This window comes from Rhizobium sp. NFR07 (genome assembly GCF_900111905.1).
Lineage (GTDB): Bacteria > Pseudomonadota > Alphaproteobacteria > Rhizobiales > Rhizobiaceae > Neorhizobium.
This window is the reverse complement of record NZ_FOKM01000011.1, coordinates 103268-129582: the sequence shown is the minus strand read 5'-3', so window position 1 is coordinate 129582 and position 26315 is coordinate 103268. Positions and strand designations below refer to the sequence as shown.

26 protein-coding genes are annotated in these 26315 nt (G+C 60.0%); 12 read left to right on the top strand and 14 right to left on the bottom strand.

Translation table 11 applies throughout. The annotated features are described in order from the left end of the window. Positions 1-89: 89 nt before the first annotated feature. The 4 genes from hupB to clpP all read right to left on the bottom strand — a co-directional run bounded on the left by hupB (position 90) and on the right by clpP (position 5571). A complete protein-coding gene (hupB, locus tag BM216_RS22050) occupies positions 90-368 on the bottom strand; it encodes a DNA-binding protein HupB (RefSeq protein ID WP_093001373.1) in 279 nt (92 codons plus the stop codon). Positions 369-560: 192 nt separating this feature from the next. Next, positions 561-2981, bottom strand: a complete 2421-nt coding sequence (gene lon / locus BM216_RS22045; protein WP_093001372.1) for an endopeptidase La — start codon at positions 2979-2981, stop codon at positions 561-563. A 398-nt stretch (positions 2982-3379) separates the two neighbouring features. Beyond that, the gene (gene clpX / locus BM216_RS22040; protein ID WP_093001371.1) at positions 3380-4657 is read right to left on the bottom strand and encodes an ATP-dependent Clp protease ATP-binding subunit ClpX; all 1278 of its coding nucleotides are present in this window, start codon (positions 4655-4657) and stop codon (positions 3380-3382) included. A 281-nt stretch (positions 4658-4938) separates the two neighbouring features. Next, entirely contained in the window at positions 4939-5571 is a 633-nt protein-coding gene (clpP, locus tag BM216_RS22035) for an ATP-dependent Clp endopeptidase proteolytic subunit ClpP (RefSeq protein ID WP_093001370.1), read from the bottom strand. A 386-nt stretch (positions 5572-5957) separates the two neighbouring features. Between clpP and BM216_RS22030 the strand changes: the two genes are divergently transcribed. From BM216_RS22030 to BM216_RS22010, 5 genes are all read left to right on the top strand, one after another. Beyond that, a complete protein-coding gene (locus BM216_RS22030) occupies positions 5958-7208 on the top strand; it encodes a GGDEF domain-containing protein (protein WP_093001369.1) in 1251 nt (416 codons plus the stop codon). Positions 7209-7290: 82 nt separating this feature from the next. Continuing rightward, positions 7291-9069: a gamma-glutamyltransferase gene (ggt, locus tag BM216_RS22025; protein ID WP_093001368.1), complete on the top strand. Its 1779-nt coding sequence runs from the start codon at positions 7291-7293 to the stop codon at positions 9067-9069. Positions 9070-9124: 55 nt separating this feature from the next. Then, entirely contained in the window at positions 9125-10372 is a 1248-nt protein-coding gene (locus BM216_RS22020; RefSeq protein ID WP_093001367.1) for a cytochrome P450, read from the top strand. A 149-nt stretch (positions 10373-10521) separates the two neighbouring features. Beyond that, on the top strand, positions 10522-10941 hold the full coding sequence (locus BM216_RS22015; RefSeq protein WP_093001366.1) for a CidA/LrgA family protein: 420 nt from the start codon (positions 10522-10524) through the stop codon (positions 10939-10941). Then, on the top strand, positions 10928-11626 hold the full coding sequence (locus BM216_RS22010) for an LrgB family protein (RefSeq protein ID WP_093001365.1): 699 nt from the start codon (positions 10928-10930) through the stop codon (positions 11624-11626). Before BM216_RS22015 ends, BM216_RS22010 begins: the two co-directional genes overlap by 14 nt. A gap of 35 nt (positions 11627-11661) precedes the next feature. Here the strand turns inward: BM216_RS22010 and BM216_RS22005 are convergent, their stop codons facing one another. Beyond that, positions 11662-12459, bottom strand: a complete 798-nt coding sequence (locus BM216_RS22005) for an SDR family NAD(P)-dependent oxidoreductase (RefSeq protein ID WP_093001364.1) — start codon at positions 12457-12459, stop codon at positions 11662-11664. 170 nt (positions 12460-12629) lie between these two features. On the opposite strand from BM216_RS22005, the gene BM216_RS22000 reads away from it, so the two are divergent. Then, positions 12630-13097 carry a MarR family winged helix-turn-helix transcriptional regulator gene (locus BM216_RS22000; protein WP_093001363.1) on the top strand — a complete coding sequence of 156 codons (468 nt, stop codon included), beginning with the start codon at positions 12630-12632 and terminating at the stop codon, positions 13095-13097. A gap of 59 nt (positions 13098-13156) precedes the next feature. Here BM216_RS22000 and BM216_RS21995 read toward each other — a convergent pair whose 3' ends face one another. Together BM216_RS21995 and BM216_RS21990 are read right to left on the bottom strand one after the other, a co-directional pair. Then, positions 13157-13567: a TIGR02588 family protein gene (locus BM216_RS21995; RefSeq protein ID WP_093001362.1), complete on the bottom strand. Its 411-nt coding sequence runs from the start codon at positions 13565-13567 to the stop codon at positions 13157-13159. 8 nt (positions 13568-13575) lie between these two features. After that, complete coding sequence (locus BM216_RS21990; RefSeq protein WP_093001361.1) at positions 13576-14490, bottom strand: TIGR02587 family membrane protein; 915 nt, start codon at positions 14488-14490, stop codon at positions 13576-13578. A 480-nt stretch (positions 14491-14970) separates the two neighbouring features. Here BM216_RS21990 and BM216_RS34085 point away from each other — a divergent pair, with 480 nt between their 5' ends. Continuing rightward, on the top strand, positions 14971-15126 hold the full coding sequence (locus BM216_RS34085; RefSeq protein WP_177230864.1) for a hypothetical protein: 156 nt from the start codon (positions 14971-14973) through the stop codon (positions 15124-15126). A gap of 169 nt (positions 15127-15295) precedes the next feature. On the opposite strand, the gene BM216_RS21985 is transcribed toward BM216_RS34085, so the two are convergent. Together BM216_RS21985 and BM216_RS21980 are read right to left on the bottom strand one after the other, a co-directional pair. Continuing rightward, complete coding sequence (locus BM216_RS21985) at positions 15296-15649, bottom strand: cupin domain-containing protein (RefSeq protein ID WP_093001456.1); 354 nt, start codon at positions 15647-15649, stop codon at positions 15296-15298. 32 nt (positions 15650-15681) lie between these two features. After that, the gene (locus BM216_RS21980; protein ID WP_093001360.1) at positions 15682-16281 is read right to left on the bottom strand and encodes a TetR/AcrR family transcriptional regulator; all 600 of its coding nucleotides are present in this window, start codon (positions 16279-16281) and stop codon (positions 15682-15684) included. Positions 16282-16368: 87 nt separating this feature from the next. Here BM216_RS21980 and bdcA point away from each other — a divergent pair, with 87 nt between their 5' ends. Beyond that, positions 16369-17082 carry an SDR family oxidoreductase gene (bdcA, locus tag BM216_RS21975; RefSeq protein WP_093001359.1) on the top strand — a complete coding sequence of 238 codons (714 nt, stop codon included), beginning with the start codon at positions 16369-16371 and terminating at the stop codon, positions 17080-17082. Between the two features lie 359 nt (positions 17083-17441). Further along, the gene (locus BM216_RS21970; RefSeq protein ID WP_093001455.1) at positions 17442-19025 is read left to right on the top strand and encodes a TerC family protein; all 1584 of its coding nucleotides are present in this window, start codon (positions 17442-17444) and stop codon (positions 19023-19025) included. Between the two features lie 63 nt (positions 19026-19088). Here BM216_RS21970 and BM216_RS21965 read toward each other — a convergent pair whose 3' ends face one another. From BM216_RS21965 to BM216_RS21950, 4 genes are all read right to left on the bottom strand, one after another. Continuing rightward, positions 19089-19493: a response regulator gene (locus BM216_RS21965; RefSeq protein WP_093001358.1), complete on the bottom strand. Its 405-nt coding sequence runs from the start codon at positions 19491-19493 to the stop codon at positions 19089-19091. Positions 19494-19626: 133 nt separating this feature from the next. Further along, a complete protein-coding gene (locus BM216_RS21960) occupies positions 19627-20547 on the bottom strand; it encodes a cation diffusion facilitator family transporter (RefSeq protein WP_093001357.1) in 921 nt (306 codons plus the stop codon). 157 nt (positions 20548-20704) lie between these two features. After that, complete coding sequence (locus tag BM216_RS21955) at positions 20705-22003, bottom strand: O-acetylhomoserine aminocarboxypropyltransferase (RefSeq protein ID WP_093001356.1); 1299 nt, start codon at positions 22001-22003, stop codon at positions 20705-20707. 125 nt (positions 22004-22128) lie between these two features. After that, positions 22129-22557, bottom strand: coding sequence for a CoA-binding protein (locus BM216_RS21950; protein WP_093001355.1), 429 nt, complete (start codon positions 22555-22557; stop codon positions 22129-22131). A gap of 819 nt (positions 22558-23376) precedes the next feature. Here BM216_RS21950 and rplM point away from each other — a divergent pair. Beyond that, entirely contained in the window at positions 23377-23841 is a 465-nt protein-coding gene (gene rplM / locus BM216_RS21945) for a 50S ribosomal protein L13 (RefSeq protein ID WP_093001354.1), read from the top strand. Positions 23842-23843: 2 nt separating this feature from the next. Then, positions 23844-24308, top strand: a complete 465-nt coding sequence (gene rpsI, locus BM216_RS21940; protein WP_093001353.1) for a 30S ribosomal protein S9 — start codon at positions 23844-23846, stop codon at positions 24306-24308. A gap of 65 nt (positions 24309-24373) precedes the next feature. On the opposite strand, the gene BM216_RS21935 is transcribed toward rpsI, so the two are convergent. Continuing rightward, entirely contained in the window at positions 24374-25780 is a 1407-nt protein-coding gene (locus BM216_RS21935; RefSeq protein WP_093001352.1) for an amidohydrolase family protein, read from the bottom strand. A 187-nt stretch (positions 25781-25967) separates the two neighbouring features. On the opposite strand from BM216_RS21935, the gene BM216_RS21930 reads away from it, so the two are divergent. Then, entirely contained in the window at positions 25968-26312 is a 345-nt protein-coding gene (locus BM216_RS21930; protein WP_093001351.1) for an antibiotic biosynthesis monooxygenase family protein, read from the top strand. Positions 26313-26315 lie beyond the last annotated feature (3 nt).

Genomic DNA, 26315 nt, shown 5'->3' with positions numbered 1-26315 from the left:
GGTTGCATTCCACAACATAAGGGGCAACGCAAAAGGCCCGGCGTGAGCCGGGCCTTTCGAACCATGGCGGACGAGCCGCCGGGTAAATATTACTTGCCGTTAACGGCGTCCTTCAGGCCCTTGCCGGCCGAGAACTTCGGCACGTTGCGAGCCGGGATATCGACTTCCGCGCCCGTGGACGGGTTACGGCCCTTGGAAGCTTCGCGACGCGAAACCGAGAAGCTGCCGAAGCCGGCGAGACGGATGTCGCCACCCTTCTTCAGCTCAGCCTGGACAGTCTCGAAAACGGCATCGACTGCAGAGGCGGCATCAGCCTTGGAGAGGCCGGCGTTTTCGGCCACTGCGGATACCAGTTCGGTCTTGTTCATGTTTCCACCCTTTCAACGGTTTTGGAACGACTCAATTGGTCGGTGCCGACAATAGTTTTGCGTCGGACCTTGGCAACCCAAAAGCTCTGGAAAAGCCCTAAAAACAAGGGCCTTCGTGCAATTTTCACAAAAAAAGCCGGCTTTGAGCCGGCTTTCTCCACATTTCGTTTCATTTTGACGAAGCTGCGACGCTCAGTGAGCGATGGTCGTCGCCCCGTCTTCGGCACCTTCGACGGTCGCAATGACCGGCGTTTCAACGGTTCCGTCCCATTCGATCGGTTCCGGACGACGCACCAGAGCATGCTTGATCACCTCGCCCATGCGCGACACGGGGACGATCTCCATGTTGTTCTTCACGTTGTCCGGAATCTCCGCCAGATCCTTGGCGTTTTCTTCCGGGATTAGCACCTTCTTGATGCCACCGCGCAGGGCTGCGAGCAGCTTTTCTTTCAGGCCACCGATCGGCAGGACGCGACCACGCAGCGTGATTTCACCGGTCATGGCGACATCCTTGGAAACCGGGATGCCTGTCATGATCGAGACGATCGCTGTTGCCATGGCGACACCGGCGGACGGACCGTCCTTCGGGGTAGCACCTTCCGGCACGTGGACGTGGATGTCCGACTTGTCGAAACGCGGCGGCTCGATGCCGAAATCGACAGCGCGCGAACGGACATAGGATGCCGCTGCCGAGATCGATTCCTTCATCACGTCCTTCAGGTTACCGGTCACGGTCATGCGACCTTTGCCCGGCATCATGACACCTTCAATGGTCAACAGTTCGCCGCCAACTTCGGTCCAGGCCAGACCAGTGACGACACCGACCTGGTCCTCGCCCTCGGCTTCACCGTGGCGGAAGCGCGGAACACCGAGGTAATCCGAAATGTTGGCAGCCGTGACGGCAACCGACTTCGTCTTGCCCTTGATGATCTCGGTCACCGCCTTGCGGGCGAGTTTCATCAACTCGCGCTCGAATGAACGAACACCGGCTTCACGGGTATACTGCTGGCTGATAGCCATCAGGGCATCGTCCGTGACCGAGAATTCGTTCGGCTGTAGGGCATGTTCCTTGATGGCCTTCGGCAGAAGGTGACGCTTGGCGATCTCGCGCTTCTCATCTTCCGTGTAACCGGCGATACGAATGATCTCCATGCGGTCCATCAGAGGACCCGGAATGTTGAGCGTGTTCGCCGTGGTGATGAACATCACGTCGGACAGATCATATTCAACTTCCAGGTAGTGGTCCATGAAGGTCGAGTTCTGCGCCGGGTCGAGCACTTCAAGCAGGGCCGAAGACGGATCACCACGAAAATCCGAGCCCATCTTGTCGATCTCGTCGAGCAGGAAGAGCGGATTGGACTTCTTCGCCTTCTTCATCGACTGAATGATCTTGCCTGGCATCGAACCGATATAAGTGCGGCGGTGACCGCGGATTTCGGCTTCATCACGAACGCCACCCAAGGCCATACGGACGTATTCGCGGCCGGTCGCCTTGGCGATCGACTGGGCGAGCGAGGTCTTGCCGACGCCCGGAGGTCCAACGAGGCAAAGGATCGGGCCCTTGATCTTGGTGGCACGCGCCTGAACCGCCAGATACTCGACGATGCGCTCCTTGACCTTGTCCAGACCGAAGTGATCCTGCTCGAGGATCTTTTCGGCGTTGTTGAGATCGGCCTTGATCTTGGACTTCTTGCCCCACGGAATCCCGAGCAGCCAGTCGAGATAGTTGCGCACCACGGTAGCTTCCGCCGACATCGGGCTCATCTGGCGCAGCTTCTTCAATTCGGCATCCGCCTTTTCGCGGGCCTCCTTGGAGAGCTTGATCTTGGAGATGCGCTCTTCCAGTTCGGCCATCTCGTCGCGGCCTTCCTCGCCGTCGCCGAGCTCCTTCTGGATCGCCTTCATCTGCTCATTCAGGTAGTATTCGCGCTGGGTCTTTTCCATCTGGCGCTTGACGCGCGAGCGGATGCGCTTTTCGACCTGCAGGACAGAGATCTCGCCTTCCATGAAGCCGAGCGCCTTTTCCAGACGCAGCTTGACGGAAACCGTTTCCAGCATTTCCTGCTTTTCGGTGATCTTGATCGACAGGTGCGAAGCAACCGTATCAGCGAGCTTCGAGTAATCCTCGATCTGGCTGGCGGCGCCGACGACTTCCGGCGAGATCTTCTTGTTGAGCTTCACATAGTTCTCAAACTCGGAAACCACGGAACGCGACAGGGCCTCGACCTCGACGGCATCCTCTTCCGGCTCATCGAGAACTCCGGCTTTCGCCTCGTAGAATTCCTCGCGGTCGGTATAGGTGTCGATCTTGGCGCGTGCGCGGCCTTCGACAAGCACCTTCACGGTGCCGTCAGGCAGCTTCAGGAGCTGCAGGACGTTGGCGACAGTGCCGATCTTGTAGATGGCGTCCGGCTCCGGATCATCGTCGCTCGCATTGATCTGTGTGACGAGCATGATCTGCTTGTCGGAACCCATCACTTCCTCGAGCGCGCGGATGGATTTCTCACGTCCGACGAACAGGGGAACGATCATATGCGGGAAGACCACAATGTCGCGCAAGGGCAGGACCGGATAGGTCTCAGCGCCGGATGCCGCAGACGTTGAATTTGTCATCTTGTTTCCTTTCCATCGTCCCGTTTCCGGGATGGCCTGAGCAATTACCCAGGCACTTCACTCCCGCCCAAGGTGGAGTTTTCACTTATCGTTTTCAAGCCTTGCACGAGGCCCTGTCACTGAAAGTATGGCAGGGATATTACAAAGCGCCCACGCAAATACAACACGCCCACTAGGGGGACTACGTACAGCAAGTTGTTTGCCCGACAGGAGCACCCAACGCGAAGCAGCCCAAACATCGAAGATTTTCGTCGTTCTTGTCTAATGCAAGCCGAATATCGTGCAACTGCCTGCGATGGAAATTCTGCTTAAACGCCGCTTGAAACGCTAGTTACCAACAAAAAGAGGCCCCAATGTGGGGCCTCCTGAACTTGTCTCTATACTTGACCGCGCCGGGCTCAGGCCGAAACGTTGGCCTTCTCGTCCTGGCGATCGGCGTAGATGTAGAGCGGGCGTGCATTGCCCTTGACCACATCGTCGGAGATCACGACCTCGCGGACGCCTTCCATCTCGGGAAGTTCGAACATCGTGTCGAGCAGGATCTTCTCCATGATCGAGCGAAGGCCGCGGGCGCCGGTCTTGCGGATGATCGCACGCTTGGCGATTTCGCGCAGGGCGTCCTCGTGGAAGGTCAGTTCCACGTCTTCCATCTCGAACAGGCGCTGATACTGCTTGACGAGCGCGTTCTTGGGCTCCGACAGGATCTGGATCAGGGCATCCTCATCCAGGTCTTCGAGCGTCGCCAGAACCGGCAGACGACCGATGAATTCCGGGATCAGGCCGAACTTGACCAGGTCTTCCGGCTCCAGCTCGCGCAGCACTTCGCCGACGCGACGGTCGTCCGGAGCTGCGACGCTGGCGCCGAAGCCGATCGAGGTCTTCTCGCCGCGAGCGGAGATGATCTTGTCGAGACCGGCGAAGGCACCGCCGCAGATGAACAGGATGTTCGTCGTGTCGACCTGCAGGAATTCCTGCTGCGGATGCTTGCGGCCGCCCTGCGGCGGTACCGAGGCAACAGTGCCTTCCATGATCTTGAGCAGCGCCTGCTGCACGCCCTCGCCCGAGACGTCGCGCGTGATCGACGGATTGTCGGACTTGCGCGATATCTTGTCGACTTCGTCGATATAGACGATGCCGCGCTGGGCGCGTTCGACATTGTAGTCGGCGGCCTGCAGGAGCTTCAGGATGATGTTCTCGACATCCTCACCGACATAGCCGGCTTCGGTAAGCGTCGTCGCATCAGCCATTGTGAAGGGAACGTCGATGATGCGGGCGAGCGTCTGGGCAAGATAGGTCTTGCCGCAGCCGGTCGGGCCGACCAGCATGATGTTCGACTTCGCAAGCTCGACTTCGCCGCCCTTGGAGGCATGTGCGAGACGCTTGTAATGGTTGTGTACGGCGACCGAAAGAATGCGCTTGGCCTGTTTCTGGCCGATGACATATTCGTCGAGGACCTTGATGATGTCCTGGGGCGTGGGAACGCCGTCGCGGGACTTGACCATCGAGGTCTTGTTCTCTTCGCGAATGATGTCCATGCACAATTCGACGCATTCATCGCAGATGAACACCGTCGGGCCCGCGATAAGCTTGCGGACCTCGTGCTGGCTCTTTCCGCAGAACGAGCAGTACAACGTATTCTTGGAGTCGCCGCCGTTGCCGCTGCTGACTTTGCTCATATCACTTTCCTTCCAGCACTCTGCGCTCACGTCCAAAGAAACGGGCGCAGTCCACTCTACCGCTGCCGGCACGCGACACCGACCGGCTCACGTGCCTGCCCTGCTTCAGGGGTACTCTACCGACCCATATAGGGACCGGCGGCAACGAAACCCCTCAGAGACGAATGCTATGTCACAAAAGTTCAACACAGCATTAATAGTTACTAATAGCGCTTTCCTGCCGACTTGAAACCCCTTTTCACTCACATAGGGGTTACAGTCGACGAAAGCCCTTGGCACACCTACGCTTCCGCGCCGCCTTCCATTTCAAGGCGCGACGTCAGGATCCTGTCGATCACACCCCATTCCTGGGCTTCGTCCGACGTCATGAAATGGTCACGGTCGAGGGTCTTCTCGACTTCGTCCAGCGTGCGGCCGGTATGCTTGACGTAAACCTCGTTCAGGCGACGCTTCATCTTGATGATGTCGCGGGCGTGACGCTCGATATCCGAGGCCTGGCCCTGGAAGCCGCCGGACGGCTGGTGAACCATGATGCGCGCGTTCGGCGTTGCAAACCGCATGCCCTTCGCGCCGGCGGCCAGAAGCAGCGAGCCCATCGAGGCTGCCTGACCGACGCAGAGCGTCGAAACGGCCGGCTTGATGAACTGCATCGTGTCGTAGATCGCCATGCCAGCGGTGACGACGCCACCCGGCGAATTGATGTAGAGGGCGATTTCCTTCTTCGGGTTCTCGGCTTCGAGGAACAGAAGCTGTGCGCAGACGAGCGACGCCATGTGATCTTCCACCGGACCGGTGAGGAAGATGATGCGTTCCTTCAGAAGACGCGAGTAGATGTCGTAGGAACGCTCACCGCGATTGGTCTGTTCGACGACCATCGGCACCAGGGCCATTGCGGTATCAACTGGATTTGTCATGTCCGTCCTTTGTCAAATGCCTTGCCGAAGGCAGCGTGGCGCTCCGGAATCATTGGAATGGGTCAGTCCCTACATAGAGTGTCAATGCCCGGTACTTCAAGACGCAGCACCCGATATCCTTAACTCGTAAGCCTTACCCAAAGACCTAGCCTGCGGCTTTGCGAATAATTGAGGCGGGCTCAATCTCATTCGGGCGGTTCCCACGGCCAATTTCCGGCTTAGGGTAAAGCAGCGGTAAAGAATAAGGGGAGAGCAATCCACATAACCCCTTGTCCCGCCGCGATAGCGCCAGATCGCGCCCTTCACTGACTGTGAAGCGTTGAAAACACTTTAAGCTTTTATCGCTATACCCAAGTCAAGCCGGGGGTTCGGCGGGGAGTATTGTGGTGGATATTGTAACCGGTTTCATGATCTGGGCCGCCGAAGCGACGACGCTTGGCGTGCTCCTCTGGTCCCGTTGGTTTTACGAGCGTCAGCCATTTTATTTGAGCTGGGGTTTCGGTTTCGTCTTTCACGGCATCGGCGTCGGCATGGTCGCACTGCGCGGTAGCCTGCCGGAATTCCTCTCGATCGAGATCGCCAATACCGTCGCACTCGCCGGCATCGGGCTGTGGATCGTGGGGATGATGCAGTTCGACAACAGGCGCCTAGACCCGTTTGCCGCCATTCCCGCGCTGATATGGGTGGCGGGCATGTTCCTCGATCCGGTGCGCGAAACCTTTTCCTACCGTGTCGCGCTCTATCACGGCGCAGCTTCCGTCGGTTATCTGATTCTGATCGGCGCAATCCTCTGGGGTGAAAACCATCGCTCTTCGACGCGACGCCTCTTCGCCGGCTGCATTGGCGTCCAGGTTCTCTCGAGCGTGCTTGTCGCAACACTCGTTCTGGTCAGCGAGCCGAGCTCGTTTTCGGCCGATACCAAGTCGATCTGGCTGCTGTTCACCGCCGCGCTCTGCTTCGTCGCCGCCGTCATGAGCGGCGCCAAGCTCATCAACGAACGCTCCGAGGCAAAGCTCAAGCTTCTCGCGGTCACCGACCCTCTGACCGGCATCCTAAACCGGCGCGGCCTGATCGAGGAGTTTCACCGGCTCAAGCGTTCCACCTCGCATACGGGCGGCATGCTCGCCCTGATCCATCTCGATCTCGACGGGTTCAAGCAGATCAACGATATCTACGGTCACCAGGCCGGTGACGAGGTTCTGGTCGCGTTCGGTCGGATCGGCACGGCAGCCCAGCGCGGGCGCGGGTCCTTCGGCCGCATGGGGGGCGAGGAATTCGCCTCGATCATGCATGTGGGCGATACGATCGAAGCGGCGAGCGTCGCGGAGGCCGTGCGCACCACGCTGAAACGCCAGCCAATCTTGGTTGGAGAGCACCGCATTGCAGTCACGGTCAGCATCGGCATCGCCGTTGCCGATGCAAAGGCCGCTGATCTGGATGCTCTGCTGAGTGCAGCCGACCGCGCGCTTTACAAAGCCAAGACGAGCGGCCGCGACCGGACGGCTATCGGCACCGAACGCGATGTCTATGTCATTCCGGCCGTCGACAATGCCCATCCCGGCGAGCCCGCCTATGACGTCGGCATGACCCAGCAGGTCGCGGCCCTTCGGCGCATCGCGGCGATAGGCCAGCGGTGACACATCGGTTCAATTTGTAGCATCGCCATTGCCTGTCGGCGTCCAGGGCCCAAATTCTCTCGAGGAAATTGGAGGGAAGACCATGCGGACCAAGACATTCGGCAGGATCATCGCCTCGGCGATCATCGGCACCGGCTTAGCGGCGAGCGTTGCCCCCGCGAGCTGGTCGCAGCAGGCATCCGACACGAACGCGCCCGAACGGGCAACCGGTACGACGACGGCAAAGCGCGTCGAGGCCAAGGATTTCATGGTGGCGGCGGCTAATCCGCTGGCAGCCGAGGCCGGGCGTGACGTGATCGCCAAGGGCGGTAATGCGATAGATGCCATGGTCGCGATCCAGACCGTTCTCGGCCTCGTCGAACCGCAAAGCTCCGGTCTCGGCGGCGGCGCGTTCCTCGTCTACTATGATGCGGCTTCCAAGCGACTGACCACATTCGACGGGCGCGAAAAGGCGCCGATGGCGGCGACGCCGAAGCTTTTCCTCGACGCGCAGGGCCAGCCGCTGAAATTCATGGATGCCGTGGTCGGCGGCCGCTCGGTCGGCACACCGGGGACGGTCCGCCTGATGGAGGAAGTCCACCGGCGCTTTGGCAAGGCGGAGTGGGCCGACCTGTTTCGTCCCGCGAAAAAACTGGCGACGGACGGTTTCGAGGTTTCACCCCGCCTCGCCTCCCTGATCGCAGCGGCGGGCGACAGCCTGAAAAAGCATGAGGGACCGCGGGCCTATTTCTACGACCAGTCCGGCGCACCCTTGAAGGCGGGAACGGTGCTCAAGAACCCGGATTATGCCGAGACGCTGACGGCAATCGCCACGGGCGGCTCGGACGCCTTCTATCGCGGCCCGATCGGGGAAAATATCGTCAGGACCGTGCGCGGCGCGCGCGATAATCCCGGCGTGCTTTCGATGGTCGATCTTGCGACCTACAATATTGAGCAGCGCGAGCCCGTCTGCTTCTCCTACCGGGCGCTTGACGTCTGCGGCATGGGACCTCCCTCCTCCGGCGGCATCGCGATCGGCCAGATGCTTGGCGTAACGGAGAATTTCGACCTCAAGAGCCTCGGCCCCGACAAGGTCGAAAGCTGGCGGATCATCGGCGATGCGCAGCGTCTCGCTTTTGCAGACCGTGAGCGCTACGTCGCCGACACCGACTTCCAGCCACTGCCGATCAAGGGGCTACTCGACAAATCCTATCTCGGTGAGCGCGCAAAGCTGCTCGATGGCGGCAAGGCGCTTGCCAAGGATGCCGCGACGGCCGGCGAGCCGGAATGGGATCATGCGATGCTGCTCGGCCGCGATGCAGCGATCGAACTGCCTTCGACCAGCCATTTCGTGATTGTCGACAGAGAAGGCAATGTCGTCTCAATGACGACGACGATCGAAAACGGCTTTGGGTCGCAGCTGATGGCGAACGGCTTTCTGCTCAACAACGAGCTGACCGATTTCTCCTTCAAGACCCATGACAAGGGCCTGCCGATCGCCAACCGCGTCGAGCCGGGCAAAAGGCCACGCTCTTCCATGGCGCCGACGATCGTTATGAAGGACGGCAAGCCGCTTCTCGCCATCGGCTCGCCGGGCGGCAGCCAGATCATCGGCTATGTGGCTCAGGCTCTGATCGCCTATATCGACTGGGGCATGCCGGTCGAACAGGTCGTCGCCCAGCCGCATCTGATCAACCGCTTCGGCACCTATGACATCGAGAAGGGAACGACCGCGGAAAAATTCGCCGAGCCACTGAAGGCACTCGGCTATGCGGTGAAGCCGGGCGAAATGAATTCCGGTCTGCATGCGATCGAGATCACCGAAAGCGGGCTTGTGGGCAGTGCCGATCCGCGCCGTGAAGGTATCGCCGTGGGAGAGTGAGACAGTTGTCGAAGCCGATTGCGCAGCGCCTGGAAATCGCGCTACGCATCGGTCCATGACAGCGCTTCCGAACTTCCTTCGCATCGATCCCGAAACCCGCCGCGTATCGCTCGACGGACGCAATCCGGCGTTCTATGGGGATCCGAACCGGGTCTATGCGGCCCTGCATCAGCATTGTCCCACCTTCTACTGGGAAGAGCAGCGGCAGTGGTTCTTTACCGGCTATGACCATGTGAACGCCCTTTTGCGAGACCGACGGTTTGGGCGCCAGATCCTGCATGTGGCGAGCCGCGACGAACTCGCCCTGCCGGAGCCGGAAGCGCATCTTGTGAATTTCGATCGTGCCGAGCGCCATTCGCTCCTGGAGATAGAGCCGCCGGAACACACGCGGTTGAGGACCCTCGTCAACCGCGCCTTCGTGTCCCGCCACATCGAACGGATGCGGCCGGAGATCGCGGATCTGGCCGAGCGGCTGATCGACGGTTTCGAGAAGGAAGGCAAGGTCGAGCTTCTGTCGGCCTTCGCCGATATCATCCCGGTGACGATGATCGCGCGGATGATCGGCATTCCCGACGAGATGGGGCCGCAGCTTTTGAAGTGGTCTCACGTCTATGTCGGCATGTACATGTTCAAACGTTCAAAGGAAGACGAATACGCCGCCGAGCGTGCGGCGAAGGAGTTCGCCGACTACGTGAAGACGCTGATCGCCGAGCGTCGGCAGAACCCGACCGAAGATCTTCTGACCCACATGATCCATACGGAGCATAAGGGCCAATATCTCACCGATGACGAGTTGGTTTCCACCACGATCGTGCTGCTCAATGCCGGCCATGAGGCGACCGTCCACCAGATAGGTAATTCGGTGCGGGTGATCCTGGAAAGCGGTGTCGATCCGGCCAATCTTTTCTGCGACGAGGCGGCGACCGAACGAACCTTGGAAGAGACGCTGCGCATCTGCGCGCCGGTCCACATCTTCCAGCGCTGGGCGCTGGAAGATGTGGAGATTGACGGCGTCGCGCTAGAACGGGGCGACAAGGTGAGCCTCATTCTTGCCGCCGCTAACCTAGATCCGAAAAAGTTTTCCGATCCGCTGACATTCAGGCCCGACCGGCAGGAGGGAGCAAACCTTTCCTTCGGCGCCGGCATCCATTTCTGCATCGGCGCGCCGCTTGCTCGGCTGGAACTCAATATCGTGCTGCCGATGCTCTTTCGCCGCCTTCCGGGCCTGCGAATGATGGAGACGCCGCGGGTCAAGGACGTCTATCATTTCCACGGGCTGGAGCGTCTGGACCTTGGCTGGTGAGGCCGTTCGGGCCCTCGCCGGGATGCTCGTTCAGCGCTGTGTTACATTGAAAACACATGGCTCTCATGCAGCAAGATCAATTGCTTGGGCGTAAGAGTATCGTATAGTTCGTGACAGGGAGGATCGTCGAGCTAAGGATCGATCCGTCCGTGACCAAGCGCAAGGCCTCCATTCTCCTGCACAAGAGCCTGCATCGCAGCCGCCTCGCCCAGGTGGCGCTGATCGTGCTGCTGTGGCTCGCTGGCGAGGCCGTCTCCCGCAGTACCGGCCTGCCGATCCCCGGCAGCGTGCTTGGTCTTTTCGGCCTGCTCTGCCTGCTCATGACCGGCACGATCCGCCTGCAGACCATGCGTCGCGGCGCCTATGTGCTTCTTGCCGACATGCTTCTGTTCTTCGTTCCTGCCGTGCTCGCGGTCCTTGACCATGGTGAATTTCTCGGCCCGACCGGGCTCAAGGTGCTTGCCGTCATCCTGGCCGGAACCTTCATGGTGATGTGCGTGACGGCGCTTGCCGTCGATTTCGGCTACCGGGTCATGCTCCGGCTGGAGACCCGCCGTGCCCTCGCTTGAGACGGTTCTGATCACCGTCTTCTGGTCAGCCGCAACGATCGCAATCTACTTCCTCTCCAAGCGCCTCTACAGGCGCTGGCCGTCGCTCTGGACATCGCCGCTGGTGCTGACACCGGTCTTGCTCGCTGTCATCGCACTCTCTCTGCACACCACCTATAGCGAATATATCGGCGCTACCCGCTGGCTGATGGCGGTCCTCGGCCCCGTCACCGTCGCCTTCGCCATCCCGATCTACGAGCAGCGGGCGATGATCCTGCGCTACTGGCCGGTGCTGGCGTTCGGCATGGTCGTTGGCAGCGGTACGGCGATCGTCACCGCCTGGGCGTTGGCGAGCCTGCTCTCCATCGACGGCACGCTTCGCCTCAGCCTGCTGCCCCGTTCGGTCAGCTCTCCCTTTGCCATGGCGATTTCGGAACATATCGGCGGCGTGCCGGACCTGACGGCCCTCTTCGTCGTCGTGACGGGCGTGCTCGGCGCGGTCATGGGTGAAAACCTCCTGCGCGTCCTGCCGCTCAAATCCTCGCTCGCCCGCGGCGCATTGTTCGGCATGGGCGCCCATGGCGCGGGCGTCGCCAAGGCCAACCAGATCGGCGCCGAGGAAGGTTCGGTCGCCGGCCTAGTGATGGTTCTTGTCGGCCTCGTCAACGTGCTTGCGGCACCGTTGCTGGCCGCAGCCCTGCGATAAGGCGCAAATCACCCTGCGTTGATGAGGGGCAATCATCAGACCCCGTATCGCGGAGCAGGCTTGCTGAGCGACAGGTTCGGACGCAGCGCATTCCGCGCCAGATCAAAGTTCTGATAGAGCGTGACGTCGGCCAGCGATGGCATTGTCACAAGCTCTCCGCGATCGAACCCCACCAGCGCTGCGTCGACAAGATCGCCGACTTCCATAACGGAGTTCGGATCAAGCTTGTCCATCGAACCGCCGACACGATCGAAGATCTCGGTGCGGGTATAGCCGGGAAGCACCGCCTGCATCCTCACGCCGCTATCCTTGAGTTCGGTTGCGAGCGATTCCGTCAGGGCCAGCACAAATGCCTTGCTGCCCGCATAGGTGCCATGAAAATACTGAGCCGCCATCGCAACGGCGGAGGCGATGTTGACGATCGCTCCCCGTCCCCTGGCCGCAAAGGCCTGCGCCGCGGCAACCGCCAGGCGATTGGCCGCGCCGACATTGATTTCGACCATCCGCTCCAGATAGTCCGGATCGGCGGTGAGCAATGGACCGGCCGGCCCAATGCCTGCATTGTTGACGAGGAGAGTGATCGTCGCGTCACCGCGCAGGCGTTCCTCCACCTTGGCCGTATCCTCCTTCAGCGAGAGGTCGGCGGTGAGGATGCTTGCCTTGATCCCGTAGGCGGCGGCAAGTTTCTCGGCCAGGGCCGTCAGGCGTGCGGCATCGCGCGCAACGAGAACAAGATCATAGCCGCGGGCGGCCAATCGCTCGGCATAGGTTGCTCCGATACCCGAGGATGCGCCTGTCACCAGGGCCGTACCAAGTTCTTCATTCGTCGTCATCGTAGCTCTCCTTGCATTGGATCGATGTGTCAGATGCCAGGCGCCACCTCCGTCGCGGCTAGAATTTACTGGCATATGCCACTAAATATGCTGGACACGATTTTCCGATACAAGAGCCCCGGCCAGGATTATTTGTTGCGCGCGCAGTCAGCGGCTCGGAGATGAAAACAATGACAAAGGACGATAAGACCAGCATCTGGGCTTACTGCAACAGCAGCGCAATGCGCCGCGCCGCGCGGCAGCTTGGCCAGCTCTATGATGACGCGATGGGCGATACCGGGCTCAAAGGTACCCAGTTTTCACTCCTGTCGCAGATCCGCTTTTCGGTCGAGCCGACGTTGAAGAATCTCGCAGAGTTGATGGTGATGGATCTCTCGGCGCTTGGGCACACACTTAAGCCGCTGCAGCGCGACGGCTGGATTGAGATCGTGCCGGACGAGAACGACCGGCGGGTCAAGCGGGTCAGGCTCACGGACAAGGGTTTCGTCAAGCAGGCTGAGCTTACCGCTCGCTGGCAGGTGGCGCAGGCCCGGTTCGACAAGGCTTTCGGCAAGGAGAAGGCGGCAGAGCTTCGCCGCACACTTGCGTTGATCTCGTCACCGGAATTCGCCCGCGTCTTCCGGGACGACGCTGACTAGAGAGATCTGGCTCCACCTTTCCGAAAACTAACGCCGCGTCCGACTAGCCACCGTGCAGGTTACGGATCGCTATACGCGACGCTGCGAATGCGAACCTGTCTCTGATCAGGATTAGAAAAGAAGATGATCGCCCCTGAAGCCTTGGATTGGCGCGGAACATAATCGATGGTGGCTTCTGCGGCTTCGATCACGCGATCTCCGTCACGTACCTCTCCACGAACCACGACCGCCGCCGCAGTGCGGTTGGATGAATTTTCAATATCGAACTCGACCCGAAACCCGCCTTCGATTGGTTCTTGCCTGGTGATGACTGTTTTGAATGCCGGCGACTGATCCTTTTCCGTGAGGGCGTCAAACCCAACCCATCCGATAATTAGGGCGATTAGTATAGCGGAAACGATGCCCACAGCCCATTCCACCCAATGCGGAACCTCTTTCTCGGAATGTGGTCGACGGGAGATGTCAGTCATGGGAACCCTTAGAGAATAAGGCGAGCGGCCGCTGCACCGATCGCTCCAGGAAAGGACAAGACAATCACGAACATTAACGCTTGTGTCGGAGCGACAGCGTCCACCCTACCGAAGGTCCATAGCACAAAAAGGCTTACCGCTAGTGCGACGAGGTAGCCGGGCAAGGTGAAGCGGAAGAACGCATGCCACCACGGCGTGCCAGCTGGCAGTTCATGGGTGCCTTTGAACGCGACAACGTAAACGAACGCGTGCATGATCCCAATGGTGATCATGATCGCGATGAGCGTATGCCAGGCGGTCATTTTAAAGGAAATCAGCACGATTTCTTCGGTCGGCGCGACGTTGAGGTTTAAAAACAGCGCGCCTACGGCCATAAGTAGCAACTCTTGGCTGTAGCTCGTCGAGAGCCTATCCGGAACCGCGTCACCGTTCTCGCTCTGCGCAGATTGCTTGCCGTCATCAGAACGGCTCTTTCCATCATCACCTTGATCGTCAGAAGAGCCCCCAAGCTGAGATCGACCGAGAAGCGCTCCAATACTTGCTGGAACCGCTTGTATCGCAATTTTTCCTGCAATTTCGGAGACGGGCATCCCAAACTTAATATTACCGAACAGGGAAAGGATGCCCGCGCTCATAAGGATCGCCAAGCCGAAGGCGATATTCGCATCCCGGCAAGCTTCGGTCAGTGTGGTAGTCCGCTCGAACCCGACGCGGTCAGCAAGGAAAACAAGGAGCGGGATATTGACAAGCAGAAGAAGCAGTAGGCGGTATCGCTCCATATAAAATCCGAGTTCCCATAGCTCCATTGTCATCAGCATTGGAACGCCGAAGAGCAATGCACCGGCAGCACCTCGGCCTAGGCCGATTAAGAATTTTCGACTTTCACCCGATCCGGATTGTCCGTGTCGCAATGATCCCCACATTTCCCCTGCCCCCTCCCTCTCTATCTGCCGAGTGCGAACATTCCCACGAAAGAGGAATTCCCTCTCGCTAATACGGCATCAGCGGCACCGGCATTGTAAACCGACCGCCGTCCCTTCCGACGCAAAGACTAGCCACAAATTAGGCTCTGTGGTTCAGCCTCTCACCCTCGCGCTCTTTTAGGTGAAGCCAACACTACCGAGCCTACCTGGACCTTCGCTCACCGATCGGAAATCGCTATTACAAGAACGTATAGAAGCGAAGATGAAGTTCGTCGAACCTTTTGACTTCCCATCGGTTTACAACGCGACCGGCCCGCAGATGCAGATGGACTGCCCGAGATGTAGGCGTAGCCCAGTCGTCAATGCAGAATGAATGAGGGGTCGTCGTTGCGTTCGCAACAGCCGGTGGCAGCCAGGGCCTCGTACCCTCTTTTCCGATGCAGCAACCCGAGAGGGTCGGCTCACCATGGGCTCATGTCCTTGACCATCGATTCGCCTGACAGAACTCAGGAAAAAACACGTTTTGAGACCTGGGCCAGCTGCCGCAGCAAGGGCGAGACGGTCACCTTGAGCGACCTCTCCAGTGAAATCGTCGCGCTCGATGGCAGTGATCAGGAGATCGATCTCCCCGCGTAGGCCGAGCATACCGCCCGCTGGCGGGTGGCGCAGGCCCGTTTTGACGAGACCTTCGGCAAGGAGCGGGCGTCGGAGTTTCAACGCAAGCTCGATTTCATCTCGTCACCGGAATTCGCCGGGCTTTCCGCAATGTCTCTGGCTAGAAACATCCGATTTTACGCCGCCTGCTTCATCCTATGGGCAGGCGGATGACATAGTCCTTGCGCGTCGTCTCTAAGACTTCCCATGTGCCCCGGAAGCCGGGTCGCAGAATCATGCGGTCACCGGCAACAAGCTCCCTTGCATCGCCGCCATCCTCGGTCACGATCGAACGGCCGCTCAGGACGTGGAAATATTCCCACTCGTCATAGACGATCCGCCATTTGCCAGGCGTCGCCTCCCATATGCCGGCATAGATGCCGCCTTCCGCCTCTTCCACATTCCAGCTGCGAAAGGTGGGATTGCCCGAGATCAGCCTGTCTTCTGCGGGAGCCCCCTCTTCCGGCTCGACGCCTGAAAGATCGAATGTGGTCCATGTCTGCATTGCCATTTCCTTTTTCCAAAGCTTCCGCCGCATCAAATCCCTCGCTCGAGGCGGGCAGAAAAACCGTCGGCCGCAATTGAGGCCATCAGCTGCAGCCGGGCGGCCGGCATTCCATTGCGGGCACTGGCAGAAAGGCCGGCCATCGATGTCATCGCATAGTCGGTGGCGAGATCGGCATTCGCCGGGTCCAACAGCGCGATCCTCTTATGAATGGAGGCACGGCTTTCATCGAGCCGGGCACGAGCCCTGCTGTTTGCTTCGGAGTCTGCGATCCCGCGCGCGCCCTCGATCACCATGCAGCCGCAAGGTCCACCGCTCGTATAGGCCTCCGCCGCATAGCGCAGCAGGTTTGCCACGCCGACGGCAAGCGGCGTGCCGGGCGCCAATATCGAGACCAGGTCCAATCCGTCATTTTCGACATAGCGGCCGAGCGCCTCGTCATAGAGCTGTACCTTGCTGCCGAAAGCGGCGTAGAAACTGGGTGGATTGATGCCGATCGCCTCGGTCAGATCGGCGACGCTCAACGCATCATATCCTCTTGCGTGAAACAGCGTCTGCGCCTTTGCGAGCGCCTCGTCACGGTCGAATGCGCGCGGGCGCCCGCGCTTCCCAACTATTTTTGTATCATTCATTACAAAATCCCTTGACGACCTTGGCTCGGTTATTTATGTAATCATCACTACATTGAATCTCAACCGCGAGATACGGGAACCAAGATAATGACAGACTTTCATGGAAAGAACGTGTTGATTCTGGGCGGCAGTCGCGGCATCGGCGCCTCGCTGGTCCGTCGCTTCGCCGCAGATGGCGCTATGGTGACGTTCACTTATGCCGGATCGAAGGATGCGGCCGAAGCGCTTGCCGCCGAGACCGGCGCAAAGGCAGTCAAGTCCGACGCTGCGGACCGGACAGAGACGATCGCCACCGTCAAGGCGGCTGGGCCACTCGACGTTCTCGTCGCCAATGCCGGCACGCTTGCCCTCGGAAATCCGCTTGAAATCGAGCCTAACGCGATTGATCGGATGATCGACATCAACGTCCGCGCGCCTTACCACGCCTCGATCGAGGCAGCCCGCAACATGCCGGAAGGCGGACGCATCATCATCGTTGGTTCGGTCAATGGCGACCGCATGCCCTTTGCCGGCGGTGCCGCCTATGCGCTGACGAAATCGGCCGTGCAGGGCATGGCGCGTGGCCTTGCCCGCGATTTCGGCGACCGCAACATCACGGTCAACGTCATCCAGCCCGGTCCGACCGATACGGACATGAACCCGAAGGATGGCCCGATGAAGGAAACCATGCACGGTTTCATGGCCCTGAAGCGTCACGGCAAGCCCGAGGAAATCGCTGGTCTCGCGGCCTATCTCGCCGGCCCGGAAGCAGGCTTCATCACTGGTGCGATGCATACGATCGACGGCGGCTTCGGCGCCTGAGACGTATCGAGCATCAATCACAACTCCTGGCTGCGTCCGGGCAGCCAGAATATTTCCTCCCCCAAAATTTACCCGGAGAGGATGCATTTCACAACGCAATTACTATAGTCTGCGCCCATGGACACCCGATTGCGTGTGTCCGGCTCGACGCGTCGGTTGCTTTCGACGTCGATCTCGAACCGGACGTTCTTCCTTCATGGTCGAGAGATGACCGCGCCCCGCGACAAGCGAGGGACGCCTGTTCACGCCATCGCACTTGAGCTTCGTCTGCTGCCGTCCCCGTCCTGGGGCGGCATTTTTTGTTTTCCCTTTCAATCACAGAAGGAATGGCCTCCGGCGACGGTTGGCCGCATATCACCATGATATTTGAATGGATGTCCGATCCGGCCGCCTGGGCCGGGCTCGCCACCCTGATCGTGCTCGAAATCGTTCTCGGCATCGACAATCTCGTCTTCATCGCGATCCTGGCAGACAAACTGCCGGAACATCAGCGCGAAAGAGCCCGCCTGATCGGCCTCAGCCTCGCGCTTGTCATGCGCCTCGCCCTGCTCGCCTCCGTCGCCTGGATCGTGACGCTGACGGCGCCGCTTTTCACCGTTCTCGGCATCGAAATCTCCGGCCGCGACCTGATCCTTCTGTTCGGCGGCGTGTTCCTGCTGTTCAAGGGAACGATGGAACTGCACGAGCGCCTCGAAGGCCATGCCGGCCACAAGGAAGGCAAGATCGAACATGCCGTCTTCTGGCAGGTTCTGGTGCAGATCGTCGTCCTCGACGCCGTGTTCTCGCTCGACAGCGTCATCACCGCCGTCGGCATGGTTCAGCATCTCTCTGTCATGATGATCGCCGTCATCGTCGCCGTCGGCGTCATGCTCCTATGCTCGAAACCGCTGATGGCCTTCGTGTCGAAGCACCCGACCGTGGTCATCCTGTGCCTCGGCTTCCTGATGATGATCGGCTTCTCGCTGATCGTAGAAGGCCTCGGCTTCCATATTCCGAAGGCCTATCTCTATGCGGCGATCGGCTTCTCGGTGCTGATCGAGGCCTTCAACCAGATCGCGCGGCGCAACCGCGAGCGCGTTCTGACAACCGGCGACCTGAGGGAGCGGACGGCGAGCGCCGTCCTGTCTCTCCTCGGCAGCCGCCGCAGCGAGGCTTCGCTTGGCGAGACCGCCGACGTGATCGCAGAACGGGCCTCGGAAAACGAGCTGTTCACGCCTGTCGAGCACGAGATGATCGAAAGCGTGCTGACGCTTGCCGACCGTCCCGCCAAGTCGGTGATGACGCATCGCCTCGACATCGACTGGCTGGACATCGAGGATAGCGACGAGGAGCTTCGCCGCAAGGTGCTTGAATCGGGCCATTCCCGCTTCCCGATCGCACGCGGCAGCCTCGACGAATTCCTCGGCGTGGCACTGGCAAAGGACCTGCTGCGCGACTTCATCGAGACAGGCAAGGTCGATTTCGACCGCTCGCTGCGCCAGCCGCTGGTCGTGCATGAAAGCGTCAATGCGCTGCGCCTGCTCGAACAGCTGCGCCAGTCGCCGCTGCAGGTGGCGATCATCCTCGACGAATACGGCTCGGTGGAAGGCATGGTGACGGCGACGGACCTGCTCGAAGCCATCGCCGGCGAATTTGCCGATGACGACGAGGAGCAGCTGACCGTCGAGCGTGGCGAAGATGGCTCGCTTCTGGTGGATGGCTGGATCGACATCCGCCATGTGTCCAGGCTGCTCGATAGCGATCTCGTGGACGATGCCGACCGGTATTCGACGCTCGCCGGCCTCATTCTATGGCGGCTCGGCCACCTGCCGCAGCAGGGTGAGACGGTCACCTTCGGCGATCTCACCTACGAGGTCGTCGCACTCGATGGCCGCAATATCGACAAGGTGCGGATCAGCACGGCCGGCCAGTCGAAGGCCGAGCCCGCCGAAATGCGCGCCTGACCACCGGGCGCCCTTGTCCCGCGAAGACGGCAAGGGCGCTCGGAGCTTTACGGCCTTGGCCGATCAAGCGCGCTGGCGGCGAATTTCGCCGTCGGCGTGCCCCCTCGCCTTCAGCATAGTGCCGACAGTCGAGAGCAGTCCGGCAGCGGAACATGGCTTCGGCAGGAAATAGACGGAAGCCGGCAAGTCCTCTTTCACGCTGCGTGCCGAAGAAACGATGATACTGATACGCGGCGCACATTCGGCCACCATACGCGCCAGATCGATGCCATTCAGAACGCCCGGCATGTCGACATCCGTAATCAGGAGATCGATCTCCTCGTGCTGGCCGAGCTGGCCGATTGCCTCAAGCACACTCGACGCCTCGATCACCGCGTAACCAGCGTCCTCGAGAGCGTCCATGACCGCAAAGCGGATAAGTGCTTCATCTTCGACGACGAGGACTGTCTTCTGCCGGAAATTGTTCATGCCCGATTTCCCTATTGTGCGTTCGGAGCATGAACGCACGAGGATGAGGAATGATTGCGACCGAGCCTGTGCCAATTAGAAACATGTTTAATAAAATACGAATAAATCTGGAGCAACCCCGGCGGCGCTTTCCTCAATCCGCCCATTCGGGATCGCTGGTGAAGACGATGGTCAGCCACCGGTCCGGCCCCTCGCCGCCGATCGCCTCCCCAATCTCATCGCGGATGGCATCCCATTCCGACAGATGCCGAGCGGGCCAGTCGGCCGGCGCGATGAAGAAGAGCTCGATCTGGCGACCTCGGCCGACCTTGGCGACATAGGCGCGGTAGGAGAGAAAGCCGTGCCGCTCGACGATGTCCTGCGCTACCGCATCGACATGGTTCTTCAGTTCAGCCGGCGTCACCAGCAGCACGTCTGCGACCGCCTGCCGGACATTGGCAAGCGGCACCGGGATGATGACAAGGCAGATGATCGCGAGCACGGCCGGGTCGATATACGGCATGAGCCATTCCAGCGTGGTGCCGTGAATGGCATAGCCGGAAACGAAAGCGACCAGCAGCGCCGAGGTCAGGGCGGCTGTCATCAGCCAGGCCTGGGCGTCCAGCGCGACAAAACCGGATTTGATATCGCGGTTCGCCCGCGTGCAATAAATCCCCATCGAAAGCGACACCAGAAGCGTGATCGTCGCGAAGGCGATTGCCGGTCCGAAATCGATCGCCCGCCCGCCATCGAGCACACTGCCGACGGCATTTATGAAGGCGTAGACCGCAGCCCCCATCAGCAGCGTGCCGTTGAGACCGAGCACCATCGGCTCGAGATGCCAGAAGCCGACGCTGAAACGATCGATGAGCTTGCCCTTGGCGGTCGGCTCCGCGGATGTGGCGATAAGCCTTGCCACCAGCAGAGCGAGAACGGTCATGAAGGCATCCGTAAGGGAATAGAAGCCATCAAAGACGATGGCGAAGGAGCCGGATACGAGACCGACGATAATGCCGAATGCCGCAACCGCGGCCGTGACGGCGATGGACAGCCGAAGGAGTGACTGCTCGCTCACGGGTATTCTCCATCGAGGCAGCGACGGACGCCCCTGCCCTCTCTCTGATTTCGCTTCGGGTCAAACCCGCGCGGCGGCGAATTGCAGCTTGCCGCCAGGACCAGCAGATATCGCCGGCAGTGCAAGAATGACTATATGAGCGCGCTCTATAGAAGCGTCAGTTCACTTTCGCCAGTGCCTGATCGAGATCGGCAATAATGTCGGTAACATCCTCTATGCCGACGGATAGGCGCACGACGTCCGGTCCAGCACCGGCGGCGACCTGCTGCTCCTCCGTCAATTGGCGATGGGTTGTCGAAGCCGGGTGGATGACCAGCGAGCGGGTATCGCCGACATTGGCGAGGTGGGAGAAAAGCTGCAGGCTCTCGACGAAGGTCTTGCCCGCCTCGTAGCTACTGCCCGCCCCCCCCCTGATGCCGAAGGTGAAGACCGAACCGGCGCCCTTAGGCGAATAATGCTGCTGAAGGAGATGATTAGGGTCGTCATCCAGCCCAGCATAGCTGACCCAGGCAACCTTCGGGTGCTGCTTCAGCCACCTTGCGACGGCAAGCGCATTGTCGCAGTGTTTCTGCATCCGCAGCGGCAGCGTCTCGATGCCCGTCAGGATCAGGAACGCATTAAAGGGCGAAATGGCCGGACCGAGGTCACGCAGGCCGAGCGTGCGCGCGGCGATGGCGAAGGCGATATTGCCGAAATTCTCGTGCAGCACGGCGCCCGCATATTCCGGGCGAGGCTCCGAAATCATCGGATATTTGCCGGATTTCGACCAGTCGAAGGTACCGCCGTCGACAAGGATCCCGCCCAAGGAGTTGCCGTGGCCGCCGAGGAATTTCGTCAGGGAATGGACGACGATATCGGCGCCATGTTCCAGCGGGCGCAGCAGATAGGGGCTTGCCATCGTGTTATCCACGATCAGCGGCAGGCCGTGCCGATGAGCCACATCGGCGATCGTCGAGATATCGACGAAAGTGCCGCCAGGATTGGCGAGGCTCTCGATGAAGATCGCCCGTGTCTGGTCGTCGATCGCGGCTTCAAAGCTTGCCGGATCATCCGTATCGGCCCAGCGGACATTCCAGTTGAAATTCTTGAAGGCATGGCCGAACTGGTTGATGGAGCCGCCATAAAGCTTTCTGGCCGACACGAAATTGACGCCCGGCTGCATAATCGTGTGAAAGACCAACATCTGCGCCGCATGGCCCGATGCCACCGCTAGTGCCGCCGTGCCGCCCTCCAGCGCTGCCACCCTCTCTTCGAGCACCGCCTGGGTTGGGTTCATGATCCGGGTATAGATATTGCCGAATTCCTGCAGGCCGAAGAGGGAAGCGGCATGATCGGTATCGTTGAACACGAAGGATGTCGTCTGGTAGATAGGCGTCGCGCGGGCACCTGTCGTCGGGTCCGGCTGCGCACCGGCATGCACCGCAAGCGTGGAAAAGCCCGGATTGAATGGCGGCATGACACCCTCCCAAAATATGATTGTTCTGATCGCGCCGGCAGAAAAGCGTGAGCGCTTGCGGGGATCAAGCAATATCGTACCGATTGCGTCGCTCTCGATGAAAAGAAAGAAGCAACGTGCCGGTGTCAGCCGATGAGGCGTGGATATTCGATCGCCGGGCAGCGGTTCATGACGAACTCGATACCGCCTGCCTCACCCTTCTCGGCCGCCTTGTCATCACGCACGCCGAGTTGCGCCCATATGAACCTGGGCGGATTCTCAAGGGCAAGCGCCTCGTCGACGACGCCATCCAGATATTCCGGCGCCCGGAAAACGTCGATCATGTCGATCGGCTGCGGAACATCGGCGAGCGTGGCGTAGGTTCGCTGACCGAGGATCTCCTTCCCTGCCTGCCCCGGATTGACGGGATAGACCGTGTAACCCCTGGCAAGGAGAAATCGCATGACGCCGTAGCTTGGACGCTCCGGTTTCGGCGATGCGCCGAGCAGGGCGATCGTTCGCGTCTTCTTCAGGATATCAGCAAGGTAATCGTCATCGTAGCGATCATGATTCACGGTTTCTTCCCCTTCAAGCCACTGCTCGAGTAGCTAGATAGGAGCCCGGCATCGGCAGGACCAGCACTGTTTGAATGTTCGCCGGCAGAATTGAAGCGCGCAAAATGCTGCGGCAGCGGACTACCTCCCTGCTTCAGCTGCGCCGATGTTGAGCAGTATATTTGTTTCTGGAACATTCCATTTTTGTTCCACGCATATTAGCTACAGCTCATAATTTAATTATAACTTTCTAATATTAGGAATTCATAGTGGAATCTTGCACTATCCGACACTCCATCGGAAACAGCACACCCTCTGAACATCATGTATTTTCATTCTCTTAGGAGACGATCCGAGTAGATTTTCCCTTTCCGCGCCAATGACGCTGGCCAATATTATGCCTCAATATCTGAGAAATTGCTCATACATAGAGTGAAATCTTAAGTTGTACCACTTTGGTACAGGTGGAACCAATGCATGCGCCAGCGAGAGCATTGGCACGGTGCACCGGTTGCGCCTTCACATCGCGAGGATCTCCTCCGTGCGGGGCATCCATTTTCCGGCCGTCCGCCGCGCGGACCAATAATTTACGATCAGATAAATTGTGGTGTAGAATTACCATATATGCAAGTCATTGTATTTGTTGGCTTTATTTTTGGGCTGCACTTTCGGCCGGTGTTGACCCTCGGCCAGCACCAAGATATAAGCCGCGCCAGATTGCGGACCTACCAAGGCCCGCTTTCTTTTTGGACGGCCAAGGCCGGTCAAATTCAAGCAACAAGAAACGCCCCACCGGCAGGTTCCGCCTTCCGGTCGCGGGTCCAAACGAAAGAGAAAATCATGTCTACCTTCGTTCAGAAGCCTGCAGAGGTGGAGAAGAAGTGGGTGATCATCGACGCCGAAGGGCTCGTTGTCGGCCGCCTCGCCACCCTCGTTGCCAATCGCTTGCGCGGCAAGCACAAGGCCACTTACACCCCGCACGTCGACGACGGTGACAATGTCATCATCATCAACGCAGAAAAGTGCGTCCTCACCGGCAAGAAGTACACCGACAAGAAGTATTACTGGCACACCGGTTACCCGGGTGGCATCAAGGAACGCACCGCACGCGCCATCATCGAAGGCCGCTTCCCCGAGCGCGTTCTCGAGAAGGCCATCGAGCGCATGGTTCCGCGCGGCCCGCTCGGCCGTCGTCAGATGAAGAACTTGCGCGTTTACGCCGGCTCCAACCATCCCCATGAAGCACAGCAGCCGGTCGCCCTCGACGTGGCTTCGCTGAACAGCAAGAACGTAAGGAGCGCCTGATAATGGCCGATCTCTCCTCTTTGAAGGACCTCGCGCCGGCTGAAGGCCAGGCACCCGTTCACGTCCGCAAGGTCGATGCGCAGGGCCGCTCCTACGCAACCGGCAAGCGCAAGAACGCCGTCGCCCGCGTCTGGGTCAAGGCTGGTTCCGGCAAGATCATCGTCAACGGCAAGGATTTCTCGGCATACTTCGCCCGTCCGGTCCTGCAGATGATCCTGCAGCAGCCGCTGGTTTCGGCTGCCCGCACCGGTCAGTTCGACATCATCGCGACCGTCACCGGCGGTGGCCTTTCCGGTCAGGCCGGCGCTGTTCGTCACGGCGTCTCCAAGGCCCTCACCTACTTCGAGCCGGGCCTGCGTCCAGTCCTCAAGAAGGGTGGCTTCCTGACCCGCGACAGCCGAGTCGTCGAGCGTAAGAAGTACGGTAAGGCCAAGGCCCGCCGTTCGTTCCAGTTCTCGAAGCGTTAATCGTTTCAGGATCTACGGACTTTTGGAAGGCGGGGCTTTTGCTCCGCCTTTCTTCGTTTACCCCCTTATCCGTCCGTCAGTCCGGCTTGTTCGGAGAAGTGGGCGATCATCTCGTCGGCTTCCGCCGTCAGTGCGGCGCCGTCGATCCTGGCCAGCCGGCTGTTCTCCTTGTGGATCTCGCCGTCGACCATGACCAGATCGACATTTGCAGGCTGGGCGGCATGGGTGAGCATGAAGTCAATCGTTCCGGCCGGCCGCGTGTTGATGCCGTCGGCGCGCGCCGCGATGATGTCGGCCCGCTTGCCGACCTTCAGCGATCCGGTGACATCATTCAGGCCAAGCGTGCGGGCACCGGAGATCATCGCCCTTTCCAGCACCTTGCGGTCGGGGAGCACCGCCTGCTTTTCCGCGCTTCCAGCGGCCAGATCCGCCGTCAGCTTCATCACCGAAAACATGTCGGCATTGCCGGCCAGAACCATGTTGTCGACAGACAGGCCCATTTCGACGCCGGATGCGGCAAGCCGTGCCGCCGGCGGCACACCATAGCCGACCTCAAGTTCCGTCCAGGGGCTGATCGAGACCGGCGAGCCCGCTTTCTTCACCAGCGCCAGATCCTCGTCACTTGCGTGCGTGGCATGCATGAGCTGTATATCCGGCCCGAGCAGGTTGGAATCGGCCATCTTGCGGATGCTGCCCATTGCCGCTGCCTTGCGGTCGGAGGCGATGTGAGTGGTGACGGGAATTCCGAGTCTTCGGGCGATCTCCCACTCTTCCCGCCATATCGCGTCTTGCGAACGATCCGGCTCGCGGGTGCAGAGTCCAAGCTCGATCATGTCCGCCCCCTGCCCTTCGCCGCCGAAGTGACGTCGCTGAAAGTCCTCCAGTGCGGCAAAGTCCATTCGGTCGCCGAGCTTTAGCAATTGCGGATAACCATGGGAGAACCGTCCGCGAAGGCCGGATGCGCGCATCGCCTCGAGTTCCGCTTCGGCGAATTCCAGGCCGGCGGTATTATGGGCCCAGTTGTGGATTGTCGTGATGCCGGAATTCACGGCTTCGGCGACCGCCAGCCGGATGGAGAGCGCGCTCGCCTGCGGCGTCCAGACTTTGGCAAGCGCCGGCATCGTCTTGCCGAACGGCCCGAGCCGGCTCCGCGGCAGACCGCGCGCGATTGTATTCCACATATGCCAATGGGTATCGACGAAGCCGGGCATGACGACCCTGCCGGCCATGTCGATGCGGCGGGCGCCGCCGGATATGGACGGCGCGATCTCGGCAATGGCACCATCGCGAATGAGGATGTCGCCACGCTCCAGATCGCCGATGTCCGGATCCATGCTGACGATATGGCCGCCGCTGAGCACGACCTCGTTCGACTGCTGGGCAAAGCCACGGGTGGCCGCCAAGGCGGCCGTGGCGCAGACACCACCCATGAAGCTGCGGCGGGACAGGCTTGTAGCAGGAGCAAACATCATACAGCGATCCTTTTCGGCTGGCTGGAGAATGGCAGCGGGAGGGGCGGCTTTCTGGCAAAGTCGAAAGACACCGAAGCGTTCAGTCACTTCGGTGTTATTGGGTGATCGTTTCGATCAATATTTGGAATTTGCGCATCACGCGCCCGGCGCCAAACTACGCTCTTCACGCTTGAGGAATAGCCCCGCCATGTCCCTGCCATCCGCAACACCCTTCGCGTCACTGCCCGAGCCACCCTATTACGTCGTCGCCTTCTCGTCCTGTCGCACCGAACGGGACAATGGTTATGACGGGATGGCCGACGCCATGGTGCAGCTTGCCAGCGAACAGCCCGGCTTTCTCGGCGTCGAAAGCGCGCGCGGCATTGACGGCTTCGGCATTACCAATTCCTATTGGACCAACGAGGCCAGCATTCGCGCCTGGAAGGCCGTCGTTTCCCATGCGGCGGCGCAGAAGCTGGGGCGCGAACGGTGGTACGAGGAATATCAGGTGCGGATCGCACGGGTAGAAAGAGCATACGGGTTCGACAGGTAGGGT

Coding starts and splice junctions, on each gene's coding strand:
- ggt (WP_093001368.1), top strand. CDS start 7,291: ATGCGGACCAAGACATTCGGCAGGATCATCGCCTCGGCGATCATCGGC.
- BM216_RS21935 (WP_093001352.1), bottom strand. CDS start 25,780: ATGATGTTTGCTCCTGCTACAAGCCTGTCCCGCCGCAGCTTCATGGGT.
- BM216_RS21970 (WP_093001455.1), top strand. CDS start 17,442: ATGATATTTGAATGGATGTCCGATCCGGCCGCCTGGGCCGGGCTCGCC.
- BM216_RS21985 (WP_093001456.1), bottom strand. CDS start 15,649: ATGCAGACATGGACCACATTCGATCTTTCAGGCGTCGAGCCGGAAGAG.
- BM216_RS21980 (WP_093001360.1), bottom strand. CDS start 16,281: ATGAATGATACAAAAATAGTTGGGAAGCGCGGGCGCCCGCGCGCATTC.
- BM216_RS22000 (WP_093001363.1), top strand. CDS start 12,630: ATGACAAAGGACGATAAGACCAGCATCTGGGCTTACTGCAACAGCAGC.
- BM216_RS21965 (WP_093001358.1), bottom strand. CDS start 19,493: ATGAACAATTTCCGGCAGAAGACAGTCCTCGTCGTCGAAGATGAAGCA.
- hupB (WP_093001373.1), bottom strand. CDS start 368: ATGAACAAGACCGAACTGGTATCCGCAGTGGCCGAAAACGCCGGCCTC.
- rpsI (WP_093001353.1), top strand. CDS start 23,844: ATGGCCGATCTCTCCTCTTTGAAGGACCTCGCGCCGGCTGAAGGCCAG.
- clpX (WP_093001371.1), bottom strand. CDS start 4,657: ATGAGCAAAGTCAGCAGCGGCAACGGCGGCGACTCCAAGAATACGTTG.
- BM216_RS22020 (WP_093001367.1), top strand. CDS start 9,125: ATGACAGCGCTTCCGAACTTCCTTCGCATCGATCCCGAAACCCGCCGC.
- BM216_RS22005 (WP_093001364.1), bottom strand. CDS start 12,459: ATGACGACGAATGAAGAACTTGGTACGGCCCTGGTGACAGGCGCATCC.
- BM216_RS21955 (WP_093001356.1), bottom strand. CDS start 22,003: ATGCCGCCATTCAATCCGGGCTTTTCCACGCTTGCGGTGCATGCCGGT.
- rplM (WP_093001354.1), top strand. CDS start 23,377: ATGTCTACCTTCGTTCAGAAGCCTGCAGAGGTGGAGAAGAAGTGGGTG.
- lon (WP_093001372.1), bottom strand. CDS start 2,981: ATGACAAATTCAACGTCTGCGGCATCCGGCGCTGAGACCTATCCGGTC.
- bdcA (WP_093001359.1), top strand. CDS start 16,369: ATGACAGACTTTCATGGAAAGAACGTGTTGATTCTGGGCGGCAGTCGC.
- BM216_RS21995 (WP_093001362.1), bottom strand. CDS start 13,567: ATGACTGACATCTCCCGTCGACCACATTCCGAGAAAGAGGTTCCGCAT.
- BM216_RS21930 (WP_093001351.1), top strand. CDS start 25,968: ATGTCCCTGCCATCCGCAACACCCTTCGCGTCACTGCCCGAGCCACCC.
- BM216_RS21990 (WP_093001361.1), bottom strand. CDS start 14,490: ATGTGGGGATCATTGCGACACGGACAATCCGGATCGGGTGAAAGTCGA.
- clpP (WP_093001370.1), bottom strand. CDS start 5,571: ATGACAAATCCAGTTGATACCGCAATGGCCCTGGTGCCGATGGTCGTC.